At 47.2% G+C, this 16,398-nt stretch carries 17 protein-coding genes; 3 read left to right on the top strand and 14 right to left on the bottom strand.

Going from position 1 to position 16,398, the window contains the following annotated elements; all coding sequences use genetic code 11:
• Positions 1-10 precede the first annotated feature (10 nt).
• Positions 11-721 (bottom strand): response regulator YycF, encoded by a 711-nt coding sequence (gene yycF / locus SB752_RS21355; RefSeq protein WP_410717560.1) that lies wholly within the window; start codon positions 719-721, stop codon positions 11-13.
• Between the two features lie 171 nt (positions 722-892).
• Positions 893-2,386, bottom strand: a complete 1,494-nt coding sequence (locus SB752_RS21350) for a LysM peptidoglycan-binding domain-containing M23 family metallopeptidase (RefSeq protein WP_410717559.1) — start codon at positions 2,384-2,386, stop codon at positions 893-895.
• A 258-nt stretch (positions 2,387-2,644) separates the two neighbouring features.
• Here SB752_RS21350 and SB752_RS21345 point away from each other — a divergent pair, with 258 nt between their 5' ends.
• Positions 2,645-3,016, top strand: coding sequence for a hypothetical protein (locus SB752_RS21345; protein ID WP_486304120.1), 372 nt, complete (start codon positions 2,645-2,647; stop codon positions 3,014-3,016).
• Positions 3,017-3,098: 82 nt separating this feature from the next.
• Here the strand turns inward: SB752_RS21345 and SB752_RS21340 are convergent, their stop codons facing one another.
• The 10 genes from SB752_RS21340 to ychF all read right to left on the bottom strand — a co-directional run bounded on the left by SB752_RS21340 (position 3,099) and on the right by ychF (position 12,145).
• Positions 3,099-3,305, bottom strand: a complete 207-nt coding sequence (locus tag SB752_RS21340; protein ID WP_201264846.1) for a hypothetical protein — start codon at positions 3,303-3,305, stop codon at positions 3,099-3,101.
• A 133-nt stretch (positions 3,306-3,438) separates the two neighbouring features.
• Positions 3,439-4,725, bottom strand: coding sequence for an adenylosuccinate synthase (locus tag SB752_RS21335; RefSeq protein WP_410717557.1), 1,287 nt, complete (start codon positions 4,723-4,725; stop codon positions 3,439-3,441).
• Positions 4,726-5,051: 326 nt separating this feature from the next.
• Positions 5,052-6,404 (bottom strand): replicative DNA helicase, encoded by a 1,353-nt coding sequence (dnaB, locus tag SB752_RS21330; protein WP_410717556.1) that lies wholly within the window; start codon positions 6,402-6,404, stop codon positions 5,052-5,054.
• 24 nt (positions 6,405-6,428) lie between these two features.
• Complete coding sequence (rplI, locus tag SB752_RS21325) at positions 6,429-6,872, bottom strand: 50S ribosomal protein L9 (RefSeq protein WP_410717650.1); 444 nt, start codon at positions 6,870-6,872, stop codon at positions 6,429-6,431.
• Positions 6,873-6,898: 26 nt separating this feature from the next.
• Entirely contained in the window at positions 6,899-8,836 is a 1,938-nt protein-coding gene (locus tag SB752_RS21320) for a DHH family phosphoesterase (protein WP_410717555.1), read from the bottom strand.
• A 4-nt stretch (positions 8,837-8,840) separates the two neighbouring features.
• Complete coding sequence (locus SB752_RS21315; RefSeq protein ID WP_410717554.1) at positions 8,841-9,749, bottom strand: DUF2232 domain-containing protein; 909 nt, start codon at positions 9,747-9,749, stop codon at positions 8,841-8,843.
• Between the two features lie 83 nt (positions 9,750-9,832).
• Positions 9,833-10,063 (bottom strand): 30S ribosomal protein S18, encoded by a 231-nt coding sequence (rpsR, locus tag SB752_RS21310; protein ID WP_049740480.1) that lies wholly within the window; start codon positions 10,061-10,063, stop codon positions 9,833-9,835.
• A gap of 41 nt (positions 10,064-10,104) precedes the next feature.
• Complete coding sequence (locus SB752_RS21305; RefSeq protein ID WP_049740479.1) at positions 10,105-10,584, bottom strand: single-stranded DNA-binding protein; 480 nt, start codon at positions 10,582-10,584, stop codon at positions 10,105-10,107.
• Positions 10,585-10,613: 29 nt separating this feature from the next.
• The gene (gene rpsF / locus SB752_RS21300; RefSeq protein ID WP_049740478.1) at positions 10,614-10,901 is read right to left on the bottom strand and encodes a 30S ribosomal protein S6; all 288 of its coding nucleotides are present in this window, start codon (positions 10,899-10,901) and stop codon (positions 10,614-10,616) included.
• Between the two features lie 143 nt (positions 10,902-11,044).
• The gene (ychF, locus tag SB752_RS21295; protein WP_213023824.1) at positions 11,045-12,145 is read right to left on the bottom strand and encodes a redox-regulated ATPase YchF; all 1,101 of its coding nucleotides are present in this window, start codon (positions 12,143-12,145) and stop codon (positions 11,045-11,047) included.
• 198 nt (positions 12,146-12,343) lie between these two features.
• Between ychF and SB752_RS21290 the strand changes: the two genes are divergently transcribed.
• Entirely contained in the window at positions 12,344-12,967 is a 624-nt protein-coding gene (locus tag SB752_RS21290) for an NAD(P)-dependent oxidoreductase (protein ID WP_410717553.1), read from the top strand.
• Positions 12,968-13,038: 71 nt separating this feature from the next.
• Here the strand turns inward: SB752_RS21290 and pepF are convergent, their stop codons facing one another.
• The gene (pepF, locus tag SB752_RS21285; protein WP_410717552.1) at positions 13,039-14,952 is read right to left on the bottom strand and encodes an oligoendopeptidase F; all 1,914 of its coding nucleotides are present in this window, start codon (positions 14,950-14,952) and stop codon (positions 13,039-13,041) included.
• Between the two features lie 360 nt (positions 14,953-15,312).
• On the opposite strand from pepF, the gene SB752_RS21280 reads away from it, so the two are divergent.
• Positions 15,313-15,399, top strand: a complete 87-nt coding sequence (locus SB752_RS21280) for a YjcZ family sporulation protein (protein WP_017246824.1) — start codon at positions 15,313-15,315, stop codon at positions 15,397-15,399.
• Positions 15,400-15,601: 202 nt separating this feature from the next.
• Here the strand turns inward: SB752_RS21280 and SB752_RS21275 are convergent, their stop codons facing one another.
• Positions 15,602-16,390, bottom strand: a complete 789-nt coding sequence (locus tag SB752_RS21275; protein ID WP_410717551.1) for an Ig-like domain-containing domain — start codon at positions 16,388-16,390, stop codon at positions 15,602-15,604.
• Positions 16,391-16,398 lie beyond the last annotated feature (8 nt).

The raw sequence follows: 16,398 nt of genomic DNA, 5'->3' as shown, positions 1-16,398 counted from the left end.
ATGAACCGCCTCATCCAGGCTGGCCTCCCACGCCCGGGTTACGCAAGGTGTAGCCCAAGCCACGGCGTGTAATGATGTATTTGGGTTGACTCGGATCGTCCTCGATCTTTTCGCGCAAACGACGTATGGTTACATCCACAGTACGGACATCACCAAAATAGTCGAAGCCCCAAACGGATTGAAGCAGATGCTCACGTGTCAATACCTGTCCCTGATGACGGGTCAAATAAACTAAGAGCTCAAACTCACGATGAGTCAGCTCCAGCTGCTCTCCAACTTTTTCCACGGTATACGAATGCAGATCGATTTCTATCTCATGGACTCGCAACAGATGCTGGCTATCCCGTTCTTCCAGTTTTGGCTGATTTCTGCGCAGATGCGCCTTTACCCGAGCAACGAGCTCACGGGTGCTAAACGGCTTGGTGACGTAATCATCCGCACCGAGCTCGAGCCCCAATACCTTATCCAGCTCTGAATCCTTTGCCGTTAGCATAATGATCGGCACATCATAGGTTTGGCGAACCGCGCGGCATACTTCCATCCCGTCACGTCCTGGCAGCATCACATCAAGTAAAATCAAATCCGGCCTTTCGTCTTGCACGATGAGCAGTGCTTCCTCACCATCGTAGGCGCACACGACTTGGTAGCCTTCTTTTTCAAAGGTAAATTTCAAAATATCAGCGATTGGTTTTTCATCGTCTACGACGAGGAGTTTTGCCATCCCGCTCCCTCCTTTTCTCACTTAAGGGATTCCACCTGAGGAGCTTCTATTCCTCTACAATACACCATGTCCAGCCCGTAAAGAAGCCCCTTGGAAATGAGTACCTGTCAGGCCACGAAAAAAAGGGCACCCATGAGAGAGTGTCCCTTTTTGCTTCCAAAAATTACTTGTCTATTTTAAGAAACGCATTGGGTTCTGAACTCGTCCATTCTGATGAACCTCAAAATGGAGATGGACACCTGTGGAGTCGCCTGTGGAACCCTTCACGCCAATTTTCTTTCCTTGTTCAACAACATCGCCGACTTTTACGTTAATGGTGCTCAAATGACCGTACAAAGTCTGCATGCCGTTTCCGTGGTCGATGACGACTGCCTTTCCGTAATCGCCGTCCCATCCAGCCAGTGTGACACGACCGTTGTCTGCTGCCAGTACAGAACCGGAACCGGCAATATCGATACCTTTGTGCAATCTGCCCCAACGTGTACCAAAGCCACTGCTGATGTAGCCTTTTGCTGGCCAGCTCAGACGGCCTGTCCCACGTGAAGGGATCACTTTTGTGCCGCGCTCCATAATTTTCGCTACAGGCTGTGTAATCACGTCCTGCTTGACGATTTTGCGGTCGACAACTTGTCCATTTTCTTTCACGATTTCATACTGGACCATTTTGCTGCCGTCGCGCCCCTCTTGAATCACTTTCGTTTCGCCTTTTGGCAGCTTTTCATTGTTATTGATTTGGGTAGTAAAAGCAACAGTCTCTTGCTGCGACAGCTCTTCTTTCACCTGCACAGTTACGAGTGGACGAATCGCTGTAACGTTAAGTTGTTGCCCCAATTGCAGCAACGTATTTTCCGTAACACCAGGGTTGTTGGCATAAATATCTTTCGAGGTAATTCCGTACTTTTTGGCAATGCAACCGATGCAATCACCCTCAACTACCGTATGCTTCATATCCTGGAAAGTACCCTTTACGAGCAGCTCCTCCAGTTTTTCGGCAGGCAAAATTTGAGCTGCAGTAACTGATTCCGCCTGCATCTCTACGTTTTCCTTGAAGGTTACTTCTTTGATCGGGTTAGCCTGAACAGCCGATGTGGATGCTGCAACTACTGCCTTTTTTGCATTTCCACCTGGAACTCCCGAGTATTTTTCTTTCACGTGAGCAAGCACTTCGTCCGCAGTCGCCTGATCCGGCAAGTATCCGATTGCTTTGCCGTCAACCACTACCTTCACTGCCTGAACCTTGATATCTGCAATATCGGAGAGTGCCTTAACAGCTGCGTCATTGTCAAATGGCGCCTTGTACTTGGTCTCTTCCTGGAACGTTATGTAATCCGCTAGCGTCAGACTCAGACCGTTCTTTGCCTTTTCCTCTTCCAGCTTGCTATTCGTCCAGTTGTGAATCACGTCTGGATTGTTTACTACGCCGATTTCTTTGCCGTTAACGATTACGTGGTATACAGATGTGATGTTGCTTGTGTAGTAATATTGTGCAGATGCCCCGGCTGCTACTGTTACGAGCAGTCCCGCTGCAACGGAAACGCAAAGTTTTTTATGTTCTTGGACGTAAGAGCTTGTACGTTTCATAGTACGTTTCGCCAGATCACTGCAATCTCGAACGATTCGTTCTGACCGTTCCTGCAGCTTGGCCTTCCATTCAGACCATTGCATAACTTGTCCCTCCTGAAAACAGACACAGCTTTCTCGTTTCTATTTCCTGAAAATTTTTAATATACCGAATAGGTCGTATATCCCAAAATTTAGTTTCCATTTATCTGCCAAATTGCCTAAAGAAACCAACTATGTCGACTTTACCATAAATTTGCCGACAACATCAAGTGTAAATTGCCGTCGAATAAAAAATGCGGGAAAGCGTCACGATATGTACATACAAATGGGTGGTTTTATCATAAATGGAGGCTGATTTCCTTGAAGGAACGAAACATTTTAGCTGGTTTTCATACAGAAGACGAAGCAGGGAAGGCAAAGGAGGCTCTTCAACAAGCTGGTTTTTCCATCATTTCAATCGACAGAGTTGGACAATTTCCCGGTGATGGAAACGAGCGCATCATGAACCCGATTACCGGAGAAATTCCCTCGCTAGGAAATCTCACATTGGCTGGCGATTTTCCAAGTGGTCGGGATGCAAGTGTTCTTGCAGCTGTAGACCCGGATGCAAGTGGCATGGCAGATCGTGGTGATGACAATATGAACCGTAGCGTATTACTTACGGCTGTCGTACCTGAGGAGCGAGGAGACGAAGCGACTGAGATCATTACTTCTTGCGGAGGAATGATCTAACAGAGCTTTCCCTTTCAACAAATAATAGCCATCTTCCCTACGAACAGGAAAGATGGCTTATTTCGTTGTGCTCATCTAGGGCTCACACCTCTTGCATAGAAGTAATGTCTCGTAGGGCAAGTCGGCGGATGGTCGTTTTTTCGGCATCGTTTTGCTGCTTGTATGTGGTAATAAAGCAAAGGTATCCGTTGTTAAAATGAGTCATGGTTCCCTTGATCACGACGCCATTAAACATTTTGACCTGTACGTTTTTCCCTAGCAGCTTCTTGGCCTTTTGGTCGAATCCCATCATCATGATCACCTCTTTGATTTCTGCCTATGACAAAGCATATGCCCAGAGGGTGTCGTTTTGTGTCTGTCCGCCCAAAAAAGGAAAAGCTGTCGACAATTCGACAGCTTTTTTTATAACCTATGACCTACTTTTATCCGTAAATACCACGTACGATAACCGTTTGTTCACGATCTGGTCCTACAGAGAAGATCGACATAGGGATACCAGTCAATTGGGTAATACGTTCGATGTAGTGACGTGCGTTTTCCGGCAAATCATTGAGATTGCGTACGCCTGTGATGTCTTCGCTCCAGCCTGGAAGCTCTTCATATACTGGCTCGCATTTTGCCAGCATATTGAGGTTCGCTGGGAAAGACTCGATGATTTCGCCATTGTATTTGTACGCTGTGCAAATACGCAGCGATTCAATTCCAGACAGGGTGTCCAGCTTGGTGATAGCCAAACCAGTGATACCGCTGACACGACGCGCATGGCGAACAACCACGCTGTCAAACCAGCCAACACGACGTGCACGTCCAGTCGTTGTACCGTACTCAGCACCAACCTCACGAATGTGGTCGCCAGTCGCATCAGAAAGCTCAGTCAGGAACGGCCCATCGCCGACACGGGTAGTGTATGCTTTTGCTACACCAATTACTTGATTGATTTTCGTCGGTCCTACACCGGAACCGATTGTTACGCCCCCAGCAATCGGGTTGGAAGACGTTACATATGGATAAGTACCTTGATCGATATCGAGCAGCACGCCCTGCGCACCTTCAAACAGAACGCGGTTGCCACGGTCAATCGAATCATTCAGTACAACAGATGTATCAGTTACGTATGGACGGATGATTTCGGCAAGAGCCAAGTATTCGTCGAGTACTTCTTGCAGTTCAAAACCAGTTGTGTTGTACAGCTTTTCAAGCAACAGGTTTTTCTCAGCGAGATTGCGCTCCAGCTTGCGAGCAAACTCTTCTTTGTCCATCAAATCAGCAATGCGAATACCGATCCGAGCTGCTTTATCCATGTATGCAGGACCAATCCCTTTACGGGTGGTACCGATTTTATTCGCACCGCGGCTATCCTCTTCTACGCCATCCAATTTGATATGGTACGGCATAATAACATGCGCGCGATCGCTAATTTTCAAGTTGTTTGTTGTGAAGCCAAAGCTGTGAATGTACTCCAGCTCTTTCACTAGCGCTTTCGGGTCGATTACCATACCGTTACCGATTACGCAGATCTTGTCTGTATAAAAAATTCCGGATGGAATCAGATGAAGTTTGTATTTGTTGCCACCAAAAATAATGGTGTGACCTGCGTTGTTACCACCTTGGTAACGAGCTACTACTTCAGCACTTTCAGCCAAGTAATCTGTAATTTTACCTTTACCTTCATCGCCCCACTGGGTTCCGACGACAACGACTGTTGACATCGAAAAACACCTCCTGATATAATCATGTCCTTTTGGGCCTGAAACAATCTAAGTGTACTAAACGATTTCCCACATGTCAACGGAAAATACGAACATTTGAATAGTGGAAAGATTATATGTTCGGTAATTTATCATTCTTTCAGAAACCTTTTCAACGCCGCTACCATCAGCCTCAGTATATGCATTCCCAAGCATTGGGAAAATAGCCACATGACATTGGCAAGCAGTGGATATTTCGCATAAGAAAACCTGGCTACGCCATGACTTTTGGCAGAGCTCTGCTTCCGCACGAAAAAAGCCGGATTTCTCCGGCCCTCTTTTTCCACTTATTGTCCCGCAGCATTACGAAAGCGATGATCCAAGCTCACGAATTTATTGAATTCCTTCAAAAACGCCAGCTCCACCGTTCCGGTAGGGCCGTTACGCTGTTTGGCGATGATGACCTCAATCACGTTTTTGTTTTCCGTTTCTTTGTCGTAATAGTCATCACGGTAAAGGAACGCTACGATATCCGCATCCTGCTCAATCGATCCGGATTCACGGATATCAGACATCATCGGCCGTTTGTCTTGACGCTGCTCTACCCCACGACTGAGCTGTGACAAAGCAATCACAGGAACATTCAATTCACGGGCAATCCCTTTTAACGTACGTGAGATTTCCGATACTTCCTGCTGACGGTTGTCTCCTTTGCCACGACCATGAATTAGCTGCAGATAATCGATCAATATCATTCCTAATCCGCGCTCGGCTTGTAGTCGACGACATTTGGCCCGGATGTCCTGCACCGTAACCCCTGGCGTATCATCGATATAAATCGGTGCCTTTGCCAGAGTTCCAATCGCCATCGTCAGCTTTTGCCAATCATCCTCTTCCAATGCTCCAGAACGCATCCGGGATGCATCGAGGTTCCCTTCCGCACAAATCATACGTTGTACCAGCTGAGAGGCACCCATCTCCAATGAAAAGATGGCTACTGTTTCACCCGCCCGTGCAGCTACGTTTTGCGCGACATTCAGAGCAAAGGCCGTTTTCCCTACAGAAGGACGGGCCGCCAAGATAATCAGGTCACTTCGCTGAAAGCCAGCTGTCATCTTGTCCAAATCGGTATATCCGGTGGGAATCCCCGTGATATCCCCTCGCCGCTGACTCAAAATCTCAATGCGCTCGTAGGTTTCTAGCAGTACGTCCCGAATCGCCTGAAAACCGCCGCTATTACGGTTTTGACCGATTTCCATGATGTACTTCTCGGCATCGGCTACGATTTCGGTAACGTCATCCTCACGGGAGTATCCGTCATTGGCAATCTTCGTTGCTGTATGAATCAATCGCCGTAAAAGCGATTTTTCTTCTACGATCTTCGCGTAGTATTCGATATTCGCTGCTGTCGGAACAGAGCTGGCGATTTCCGTAATATACGTCACACCGCCCACTTCTTCGAGCAGCTTGTGATCCGATAAATCAGCCGTCACTGTTACCAGGTCGACAGGCTCACCTTTTTCGTACAGGTCCACCATCGTTTGAAAGATGCGCTGGTGCGCTGTCTTATAAAAATCCTCCGGGCGGAGAATCTCAATGGCCGTGGTTAGAGCTTCCTTTGACAAGAACACAGCACCCAGTACCGATTGTTCTGCTTCCTTGTTCTGCGGCGGCACACGATCCAAAAACAGGTCGCTCACGTCACACCTCCCAGTAATCCGGCATTATTCTTCTACGACGTGTACTTTGAGTGTCGCGGTTACTTCATTGTGCAGCTTTGCTTTAATTTGCGTCACACCGAGGGAACGAATCGCTTCCATCTCCAGCTTACGCTTGTCTACCTTGATCTGGAACTGCTCTTCCAGAGCTTGTGCTACCTGCTTGCTAGAAATCGCTCCAAACAGACGACCGCCTTCGCCTGCTTTTCCTTTAATTTTCACAGTCAGTTCGCCGAATTTAGCTGCCAGCTCCTGTGCTTCCTGCTTTTCTTGCTCTTTGCGCTTTTCTTCGCTGCGCTTTTGTGCATCGAGCGTTTTTACATTACTATCCGTTGCTTCCTTTACCAATTTTTTCGGCAACAGGAAGTTGCGTACATATCCTTCAGAAAGGTCTTTTACCTCACCTTTTTTTCCTTGGCCTTTTACATCTTGAAGAAAAATGACTTTCATCATCGTTTCCCCCTTTTCATATTGGCCTAAACGACCGTATCAATGGCTTCTTTCAAGCGTTTTACTGCTTCCTTCAAGGAACTGCCCTCTATTTGTGTCGCGGCTCCAGTCAAATGACCGCCTCCGCCCAAGAGTTCCATGATCGACTGTACGTTGATGTCACCCAAGGAGCGGCCGCTAATCAAGATAGTTCCATCGGATCGCTCTGCCACCACGAACGAGGCTTGAATACCTGACAAGGTAAGCAGCTGTTCCGCAGCCTGAGCGACTTGAACCTGCGTATAATCCTCAGAAGGATCGCCCACAGCAATCGCCATATTATCCCGATACGTTTCGGTATTCATGATGATGCGTGCGCGCTTTACATATTGATTCAGATCTTCTTTTAACAAACGTTGTACCGCGGCTGTATCTGCTCCGTTGCGTCTGAGGAACGAAGCGGCTTCAAACGTACGAGAGCCTGTGCGGAAAGCAAAGCTTTTCGTATCCACTACGATCCCCGCGAGCAAAGCAGTCGCAATCAGGTTGTCGATATTCAGACGCTCGCTCTGATATTGCAGCAGCTCTGTTACCAGCTCGGACGTAGACGAAGCGTACGGCTCGAGATACAACAGGACAGGCTCAATGAATTCCTCTGAACGTCTGTGATGGTCAATGACCACAATTCGCCCGGTTTCACCCAGCAGCTTTGGCTCAATCACGAGTGATGGACGATGGGTATCAACAACTACGAGCAAAGTACGTCCGGTGATCAGTCGAATCGCTTGCTCCGGTGTGACAAACGTGTCAGCCAATTCTTCATTGGCATAGATTTCTCTCATCAATCGTTCAACCGAATTATTGCCCTCGTCCATGACGATGTACGCTGCCTTGTTATGCAGCTGAACTGCCTTTAGTACCCCCAAGGAGGCACCGATGGAATCCATGTCAGGCTGTTTGTGACCCATAACGATCACATGCTCAGCCTCGTGGATCAAATCACGCAGAGCATGGGCAATGACGCGTGCCCGGACGCGTGTCCGCTTCTCCACCGCATTGGATTTACCACCGTAAAACGTCAGCTTGTTCCCAACCTTGACCGCACTTTGGTCGCCACCACGGCCCAAAGCAATGTCCAGGCTGGACTGCGCCATTTGCCCCAATTCGATATACGTGCTGGCAGCTGCCCCTACCCCGATACTGAGCGTAATCGGAATTTTGTTATCAGCAGTCATCTCCCGCACTACATCCAAAATGTCAAAGCGCGTTTCTTCCAATTTATCAAGCGCTTCCCGCTCCATCAGCGCCAAAAACTTGTCGGCCGTGATTCGGCGAAGATATATGCCATGTTTGTTGGCCCACTCAGTAATCACGCCTGCAACACTCGTAGATAGAAGTGTGCGGCTCTGATCATCCATTACTTGTCCAATCTCGTCCAGGTTATCGAGATGAATAATGGCTAGAGCGGCTTTTTCACGATGGTAACGCGTCGTCAGTTCTTTAAAATCCGTAATGTCCTTAAAATACAAAAGACGCTCATCGGACCGAACCAACACCTCGTATACCCGTTCGTTGTAAGTAAATTCCAGACGTTTTTGTTCTGGCTTCCAATTCAGTTGGGGAAATACGTCTTGAAGCGACTTCCCAATCAACAGTTCATCCCCGGACATGTGTGTCATGAATGGGTTAACCCACTCAATTGCCTTTTCCTCATTGTATAGAAGAATTCCGATCGGCAGCTCCGAGATGACACCTTCTCCTGCCTTCTTCACACGATGTGTGACCGTAGCCAAGTACAGGCGCAAATCCCGTTGGAATCCCTTTTCGGCTTGAAGGGCATAAATTACAAGGCCAATCAAGCAGACAATGCCGATCGCCCCGTACATCCAATGGTGCAGGGTCAAAATTCCCAATAACAACAAGCTAAAGCTAAGTGCCAGGACCATGTGCATCCCGTACCAACGCTTTAACAGGAATTTGGGCATTTCCTCAGCCCCTCTTCACTCTTGTTTCCAATTTATCCCGCAAACGAATACCTAGGTCAAATATCCCTACTAGACACAGTATAGTGGCTAGAGGCTGAAAAATAAATAGACAGACGACAAGCACTGGAGTCAATCTCTTCCATCCATACAAATAAGCTGCAAACAAGCAGAAACTGAGACCTTGAAGGGTGAAAACAGCGTCCAACATGATTTTTACATTGAGGATCGCACTTTTCCAAAACGTCCCCTCTATACTACCACTAAACACGAGCAAGCTGATCATCGCGATAAAATAGTAGTACAAAAGTGACCTAGGGAATGTCCATTCGCGGATTGGTTTTAATGCGGGTACCGGCTTGCGCAGTCGTTTTCCGATTAGACGTGCCAATCCATGAACAACAAAACTAAACATAAAGCTTGCCATGACAAATGAAGATGGCAATCCCATCTTGGCAACCGCTACAGCCTCATCGTACTGCTCCTGAGACATAAAGGAAGGTTTGAATTGGGCAGCCTGCTTCATCAGCGCGCCAAAATCGATGTGCAAGCCAAAAACCATAAAAGCAAGCATAAACACGATACTTAAAAATACGATACCTGCTCCTGAGGCAATCGCAGGAAGTGCCGTCCCCCGCTTCCTATAAGCCATCCCCATTACTGCACCCATAATCGCCAACAGAAGAGCGTAGATGGCGAAGAATGGATCTGTGACGATCCACCCAAGAAATCCAAAAGCGAGGCAGATCCACACCATGCTAGACGCAGTCATGCTCATGGCCAATAGTAAAAATGGCAGAGGGACCAAAAATACGGCTACTGCACCCAGCAGCGTATATTTAGTCAGAAACAACAGCACAAGTGCGGTTCCCAGCATAAGAGAGCTTTCAACCAGTTGCTTTGTTTTTGAAGGCATTTGAGCACCTCATTTTAAGTAACAAAAAATATGGAAAAAAGAGGGCCACGCAATTGTGTCCCCCTTTTTATAGCTTGTGTCAATTATTCAGTCGTGTAAGGCAGAAGCGCTACTTGACGGGAGCGCTTGATTGCGATTGTCAGTGCGCGTTGATACTTCGCGGAAGTACCAGTCACACGACGTGGCAAGATTTTACCACGCTCGCTGATGAATTTTTTGAGCAGATCAACATCTTTATAGTCGATGTGCTTGATTTTGTTGACTTTAAAGAAGCATACTTTACGACGCTTATTAGGACGTCCTTTGCGTGCCATAATAGTCCCTCCTTCTTAGGAATGTGAAAGTTTTACGATTTTTAAAACGGCAAGTCATCATCCGAAATGTTGATCGGCTTGCCTGCACTCGCGAAGGGATCGCCAAACGGATCAAAGTCGTTGTTTCTCTGACCGGACGGCTTGTTACCACCGCCAAATCCTGGTCCTGGATCGTATCCGGAATTATCTCCGCCGCCCTCATTGCCTCGACCGCCCAAAAATTGAACGTTCTCCGCAACGACCTCCGTTACGTATACCCGTTTTCCTTCTTTATTATCATAGGAACGTGTTTGCATACGTCCCTCGATGGCTGCTTGTCTCCCTTTACGCAAATAGCTCGCGCACAGGTCGGCAAGTTTTTGCCAAGCGACAATATTAATGAAGTCGGTTTCTTTTTCACCCGCCTGATTGGTGCGGGGACGATTAACAGCAACGGTAAAAGTAGCAACGGCAACGCCATTTGGCGTGTAGCGAAGTTCTGGATCTTTCGTCAGGTTGCCGATGAGAATGACTTTATTCATCTTGGTTCCCCCTCTGATCGCGACAATGATTACTTCTCATCACGAACGAACATAAAGCGGATTACATCGTCATTGATTTTCATCAGACGCTCAGCTTCCGCTACTGCATCGGAATTCGCTTTGAAGTTCATCAAAACGTAATAACCTTCACGGAACTTATTGATTTCGTACGCAAGACGGCGTTTACCCATTTCTTGAAGCTTGGTGATTTCGCCACCGTAGTTAGTCACAACATCGCTGTAACGAGCTACATTGGATTTCACTTTCTCTTCTTCAAGGTCTGGACGCAATACATACATTACTTCGTATTGACGCATACCTTTTCACCTCCTTATGGACTTTGCGGCCCTATTGGGCAAGGAGCGAGTGCTTAAAAACGAAACGCATAAAACATGCACTCCATAAATACTCGCATTATCGTATTATAGCAAAGTGACTCTCTCGAAGCAAGATTTTCGTTTTATACATTGAAACGGAAATGCATAACATCTCCATCAGCTACCACGTACTCTTTCCCTTCAAGACGGTACTTCCCGCGCTCACGAGCTGCTGCTACGGAACCAGCATCTACCAGATCGTTATAAGCAATGACTTCTGCACGAATAAAGCCGCGCTCAAAGTCAGTATGAATCACACCTGCTGCTCCAGGAGCCTTCATGCCTTGGCGAATCGTCCATGCGCGAACTTCCTGTACACCAGCTGTAAAGTACGTAACCAGACCAAGCAGCTCATAAGCTGCACGAATCAGGCGATCCAGTCCGGACTCGGAAAGACCCAGCTCCTCAAGGAACATCTCCTTGTCTTCTCCGTCCAGCTCAGCAATTTCTGCTTCTACTTTGGCACTGATGACAACTACTTGTGCGCCTTCTTTTGCTGCGTGCTCACGAACAGCGATCACGTGCGGATTTGTATCAGCATCGTGAATTCCGTTTTCAGCTACGTTGCATACATACAGCATCGGTTTGATGGTCAAAAGGTGCAAATCGCGAATCCATTTGCGTTCATCATCATCTAATTCAACGCTGCGTGCTGCTTCGCCTTCTTCAAAAGCTGCCTTCAGGCGCTCCAAAACATCCAGCTCCTGCTTGGATTCCTTGTCACCAGACTTCACTTTGCGTGCGATCCGATCGATACGGCGCTCTACGGAATCGAGGTCGGCAAAGATTAGCTCGAGATTGATGGTTTCCATATCGCTCAGTGGATCGACACGGCCAGATACGTGTGTAATATTCTCATCCTCGAAGCAGCGAACTACGTGAGCAATCGCATCTACTTCACGGATGTGACCAAGGAACTGGTTTCCGAGTCCTTCGCCTCTGCTTGCCCCTTTTACCAGACCAGCAATGTCTACGAACTCAAATGCAGTCGGAACTACTTTGTTTGGAACAACAATTTCTGTCAGCTTTTCCAGACGTGGATCTGGTACTTCTACGATTCCCACGTTCGGGTCAATCGTACAGAACGGGTAGTTCGCGGATTCCGCACCCGCCTGTGTAATGGCATTAAACAATGTCGATTTTCCTACGTTAGGAAGACCGACAATCCCGCAAGATGCACCCATCTATATACACTCCCTTATCAACATCATGACATCCTATTAAGTATATAGATTTGGTTTTAAGAATACAATTGTCTCCTTGTGGTAACGCTGGCTGTTCATTCAAGCACTTGCCATCCATCTCGCCTGTCTACCAAAGCATAGCCCAAGCTGGTGGGACAAAAAAAGAAATGCTAGACTATGAAGACGAGGTGAATAGGAATGAAGCTCTCCCTTTTTGGAGCTACCGGGCGCGTCGGCAGCCATATTCTCGCCAATGCTCTCAAAGATGGACATGAAGTAACCGCATTGGTTCGGTCTTTGGACAAGCTCACTGATCCGCCCGTAGGTCACTTGCGCATCCTAGCAGGAAATGTTCTGCAGGAAGGCGATGTAGCTCTCGCCATACGCGGAGCAGATGCTGTCATCAGTGCTTTGGGGACGGACAAGTCGACTACCTTATCAGAAGGTATACCGCTCATTATTCATGCTATGAAGCAAGAAGGAGTTTCTCGGATCATTACTGTCGGTACGGCTGGCATTTTGCAGAGCAGAGTCTCTCCAGAGCTTTTGCGTTATCAATCCAGTGAGTCGAGACAAAAATTGACGCGTGCGGCGGAGGAGCATCACAAAGCCTTTACGCTGCTTGAGCAATCTGGCCTCGAGTGGACGATTGTTTGCCCTACGTATTTACCGGATGGCGTCTATACAGGCACATATCGGGTAGAAGCAAATTACTTGCCTGTCGACGGTGCGCAAATCTCGGTTCCTGACACCGCCGAGTTCACGTATAAGCAGCTGTTCAGTATGGAACATGTTCGGACTCGAGTCGGCATCGCTTATTAAGTTTCATCATAAAATCAGATACACCAAAAGGCCCCCTTCCAATTGAAAGGGAGCCTTCTTGATTTTGCCTCTTACTTCTCGTTGACCAGCTTTTCCAGCTCGTTCAACGTTTCCTCAAAAATCTCCATCGCCTGCTCAATTGGCTTGGATGTAGACATATCTACTCCCGCTGCCTTCAGTACCTCGATTGGCGGTGCAGAGTTACCTGCCTCCAGGAAGTTCGTACGGATACGATCTACGGCTGGCTGGCCCTCGTCCATGATTTGCTTCGCGAGTGCCTGTGACGCGGCAAAGCTCGTCGAGTATTGATACACATAGTACTGATAGTTGAAGAAGTGAGAGACACGCGCCCATTCCATAGCGATTTCGTCATCAGACACCATGTCTTTGCCGTAGTACTTTTTGTTGATGTCCAGGTAAATCTTCTTGATCGCCTCTGCGTTGAGCGATTCTCCCGCTTGCTCCTTGTCGTGGATCGCTTTTTCAAACTCGGCAAACTGAGTCTGGCGAAACAAGGTCGAACGGAAGTTTTCCAGATAGTGATTCAAGAGATACATCTTCTCTTCTTTGGTCTTCGCCTTTGCATACATGCTCTTAAATAGCAACGTCTCGTTCATTGTAGATGCAACCTCAGCTGTAAACGTCGGATAGTTCGACGAGATGTACGGCTGATTTTTATTCGTATAATACGATTGCATCGCATGTCCCATCTCATGCGCGATCGTATAGACATCATCGAGCGTTCCCTGGTGGTTCAAGAGAACATACGGATGCGTGTCATACGCGCCCCACTGATAAGCACCTGTCCGTTTGTCATCTGTCGAGTACACATCGACCCAGCCAGCATCCAGACCTTCAGCCAGTACCTTTACATATTCGTCGCCCATCGCTGCAAGACCATCGACAACCATTTTCTTCCCTTCATCAATGGAAATGTACTTGTCTTCAGACGGTACGATCGGAACATAAATGTCATACATGTGCAGTTCGTTTACACCGAGCATTTTCTTTTTCAAGGAAATGTAACGGTGTAAAAGTGGCAGATTGTCATTTACGGTATCAATCAGCTCATCGTATACCTTGGTTGGGATATTATTTGGAGTCAAGCTGGCTTCCAATGCCGATTTGTATTTACGAGCATCGGCATAAAAATTATCTCCCTTTACCTTGGCAGCCAATGTTTGCGCGAATGTATCCTGGAAGCCGATCAATGAGCTGTAGTATGCTTTGAACGCATCTCTACGCACTCGCTGATCCTTGCTCTCCATGTAAGAAATGAAATTGGCGCGGGTCAGCTGTACTTCCTTGCCGCTCTCATCCTTGATTTTCGGGAACTTCACGTCCTTAGAAAGCATGCCGTAAATATTGTTTGGCGAACTCCCAAGTGGAGATGATTTCGCCAAAAGCTGCTCCATCTCTGTAGAAAGAGCATGTGGCTTGGTACGAAGCATGTCCTCTAAGAACAGCTTGTACGGCGCTACGCTTTTGTCAGCGAGCAAGCTCTTCATTTTGGCGTCAGGAATGGCTACAATCTCAGGCTGAATCCATGCTGTTTTTTCGGAAACCAGTGTGTACATTTTTTCAGCGCGGTCAGCCAAATTTTGCAGCTCTGAATTGGCTGAGTTCACATCAAGCGCCATGTTTGCGTATACATACGCTTTGTCATTCAGACGCATCATTTCGATGTAGTCTTCGATCGCCTTTACCAGCGCACTTGCGGAGCTTCCCAGCTTGCCCTGGTGCTTGGTGAAAGCATTTGCCATCGCTTCGACCTTGTTCACATCTTTTTCCCAGTCTTGGACGGTCCCGTAAATATGATTGAGTTTCCATTTGTATTGGTCAGGTATCTCTGATCGATCTTTGTAGTTTGGTGCTTTTTCCGCAGCAAAGGCTACTGCTGGTGAGCTGTACGGAATAAAGGGCACCGCTACGGTAGTCAATGCAATCGCTAAAGCCGTGAGAGAAGCAAACGCACGTTTTTTCAAGTCAAAATCGCCCCTTTTCGTCTTTATATATCTTTTCCAATTTCTAGATAATGTAATTACGTGATATATGTATGAAACTCCTTCTTATTAATAAAAATATTTTAAATATTTATTAAGAACAGTCAATTTATCCAGAGACAATTGAATTTTGTGGATAAAACTGTGGATAACTCATCATTTATCCTCTGCTCGTCCCCACTTCAACTATCCACAGCTTATTTTTCGACAAAAAGTTGTCCACATTTTCTGTGGATAGCTTGTGTATAACTTATTTTCCCTTGAACCAGGGCATCCGCCCATACCTCTTTCCCCGTTCCGACATAGCATGAGTATTGAAACTAGGGTAGGAGGTGTTAGCAAGTGGGTATCTTTAACGGCTTCGACGATTTCGCGTTGATCCTGGTTCTCTTCATCCTTCTCGTTATCGTAGGTTGTGACTGCGACTAAGCTTCCCGCTGCGATCCTGGCCTATCTCACCGAAGGTAAGCTTGCATGAGAATGCAGCCTTACCTTCACCACCAAACATAGATCATTTACAGATCGCATAGTCGATAGGTAATGATCTGTCACGACATCTGTACAATCACCGGGAGATATATTTGATCGTACAAAAAAAAGGATGCGCCAACTCGGCTGCATCCCTTTTTCCTTATTTCGTTGCACCTGTGGAAAACCGGGACGATTGGGACGGGTTCATGTTCCCCTCTGCATCCTTTAGTTGACCACCGATGAGATTGATTTGATAGCTGGTATGTGGCAGCCACGACGCTCCCTTAGGTTTTACCGTAATCGTTCGCTTGCTCTTGTTCCATGTAACCGTATGTGGAATAACAGTGCCCTTGGCATCCTTCACCTGGATGAGACCAGCTGCTGTTTTGCTGGACAGAATCGTTCCATCTTTCAGGAAAACATCCTCTGCAAATTGCAGCGTTATTTTCTCCTGAAGCTTCACCTGCTTCGCCCCATCCCCCGGCAAGATCACCGCTTTGGGAGGGATTTGATCCACAGGCTTCTTTGTAGAAAACGTACTGTTGACTTCTGGATTGAGCTGACCCTTTGTGTCCTTCAGCTTCTTTTCCAGCAGTGTAACCTTATAAGTTTGACCCGCTTCCAAATTTCCAACCGGATCTACTGTCACGCTGCGATTTGTCTTGTTCCATTTTGCCGTAAAGGAGATCTTCTTTTTCTTCGTATCCGTTAGTTGAATCGCGGATACAAGTGCTTTTTCGGTTATTTCTTTATTGCTTGCTAACTTGATCTGCTGAGAAAAGGACAGTGTTATGACTGATTCAGGGTCGATCTGAGCAGCATTATTCGTCGGAGTTATCCTAACTACCCAATCGCTCTCCCCCTTGGCCCACGCAGACTGTGTCATCAGCAGCAAAAGTCCCAGCACACTTATGAAATGCAACCATCTGATACCCATCCACTTCTTCATCCCACACC

It is taken from the genome of Brevibacillus sp. SIMBA_040 (genome assembly GCF_046535075.1).
Lineage (GTDB): Bacteria > Bacillota > Bacilli > Brevibacillales > Brevibacillaceae > Brevibacillus.
This window is presented reverse-complemented; position numbering and strand designations above follow the sequence as displayed.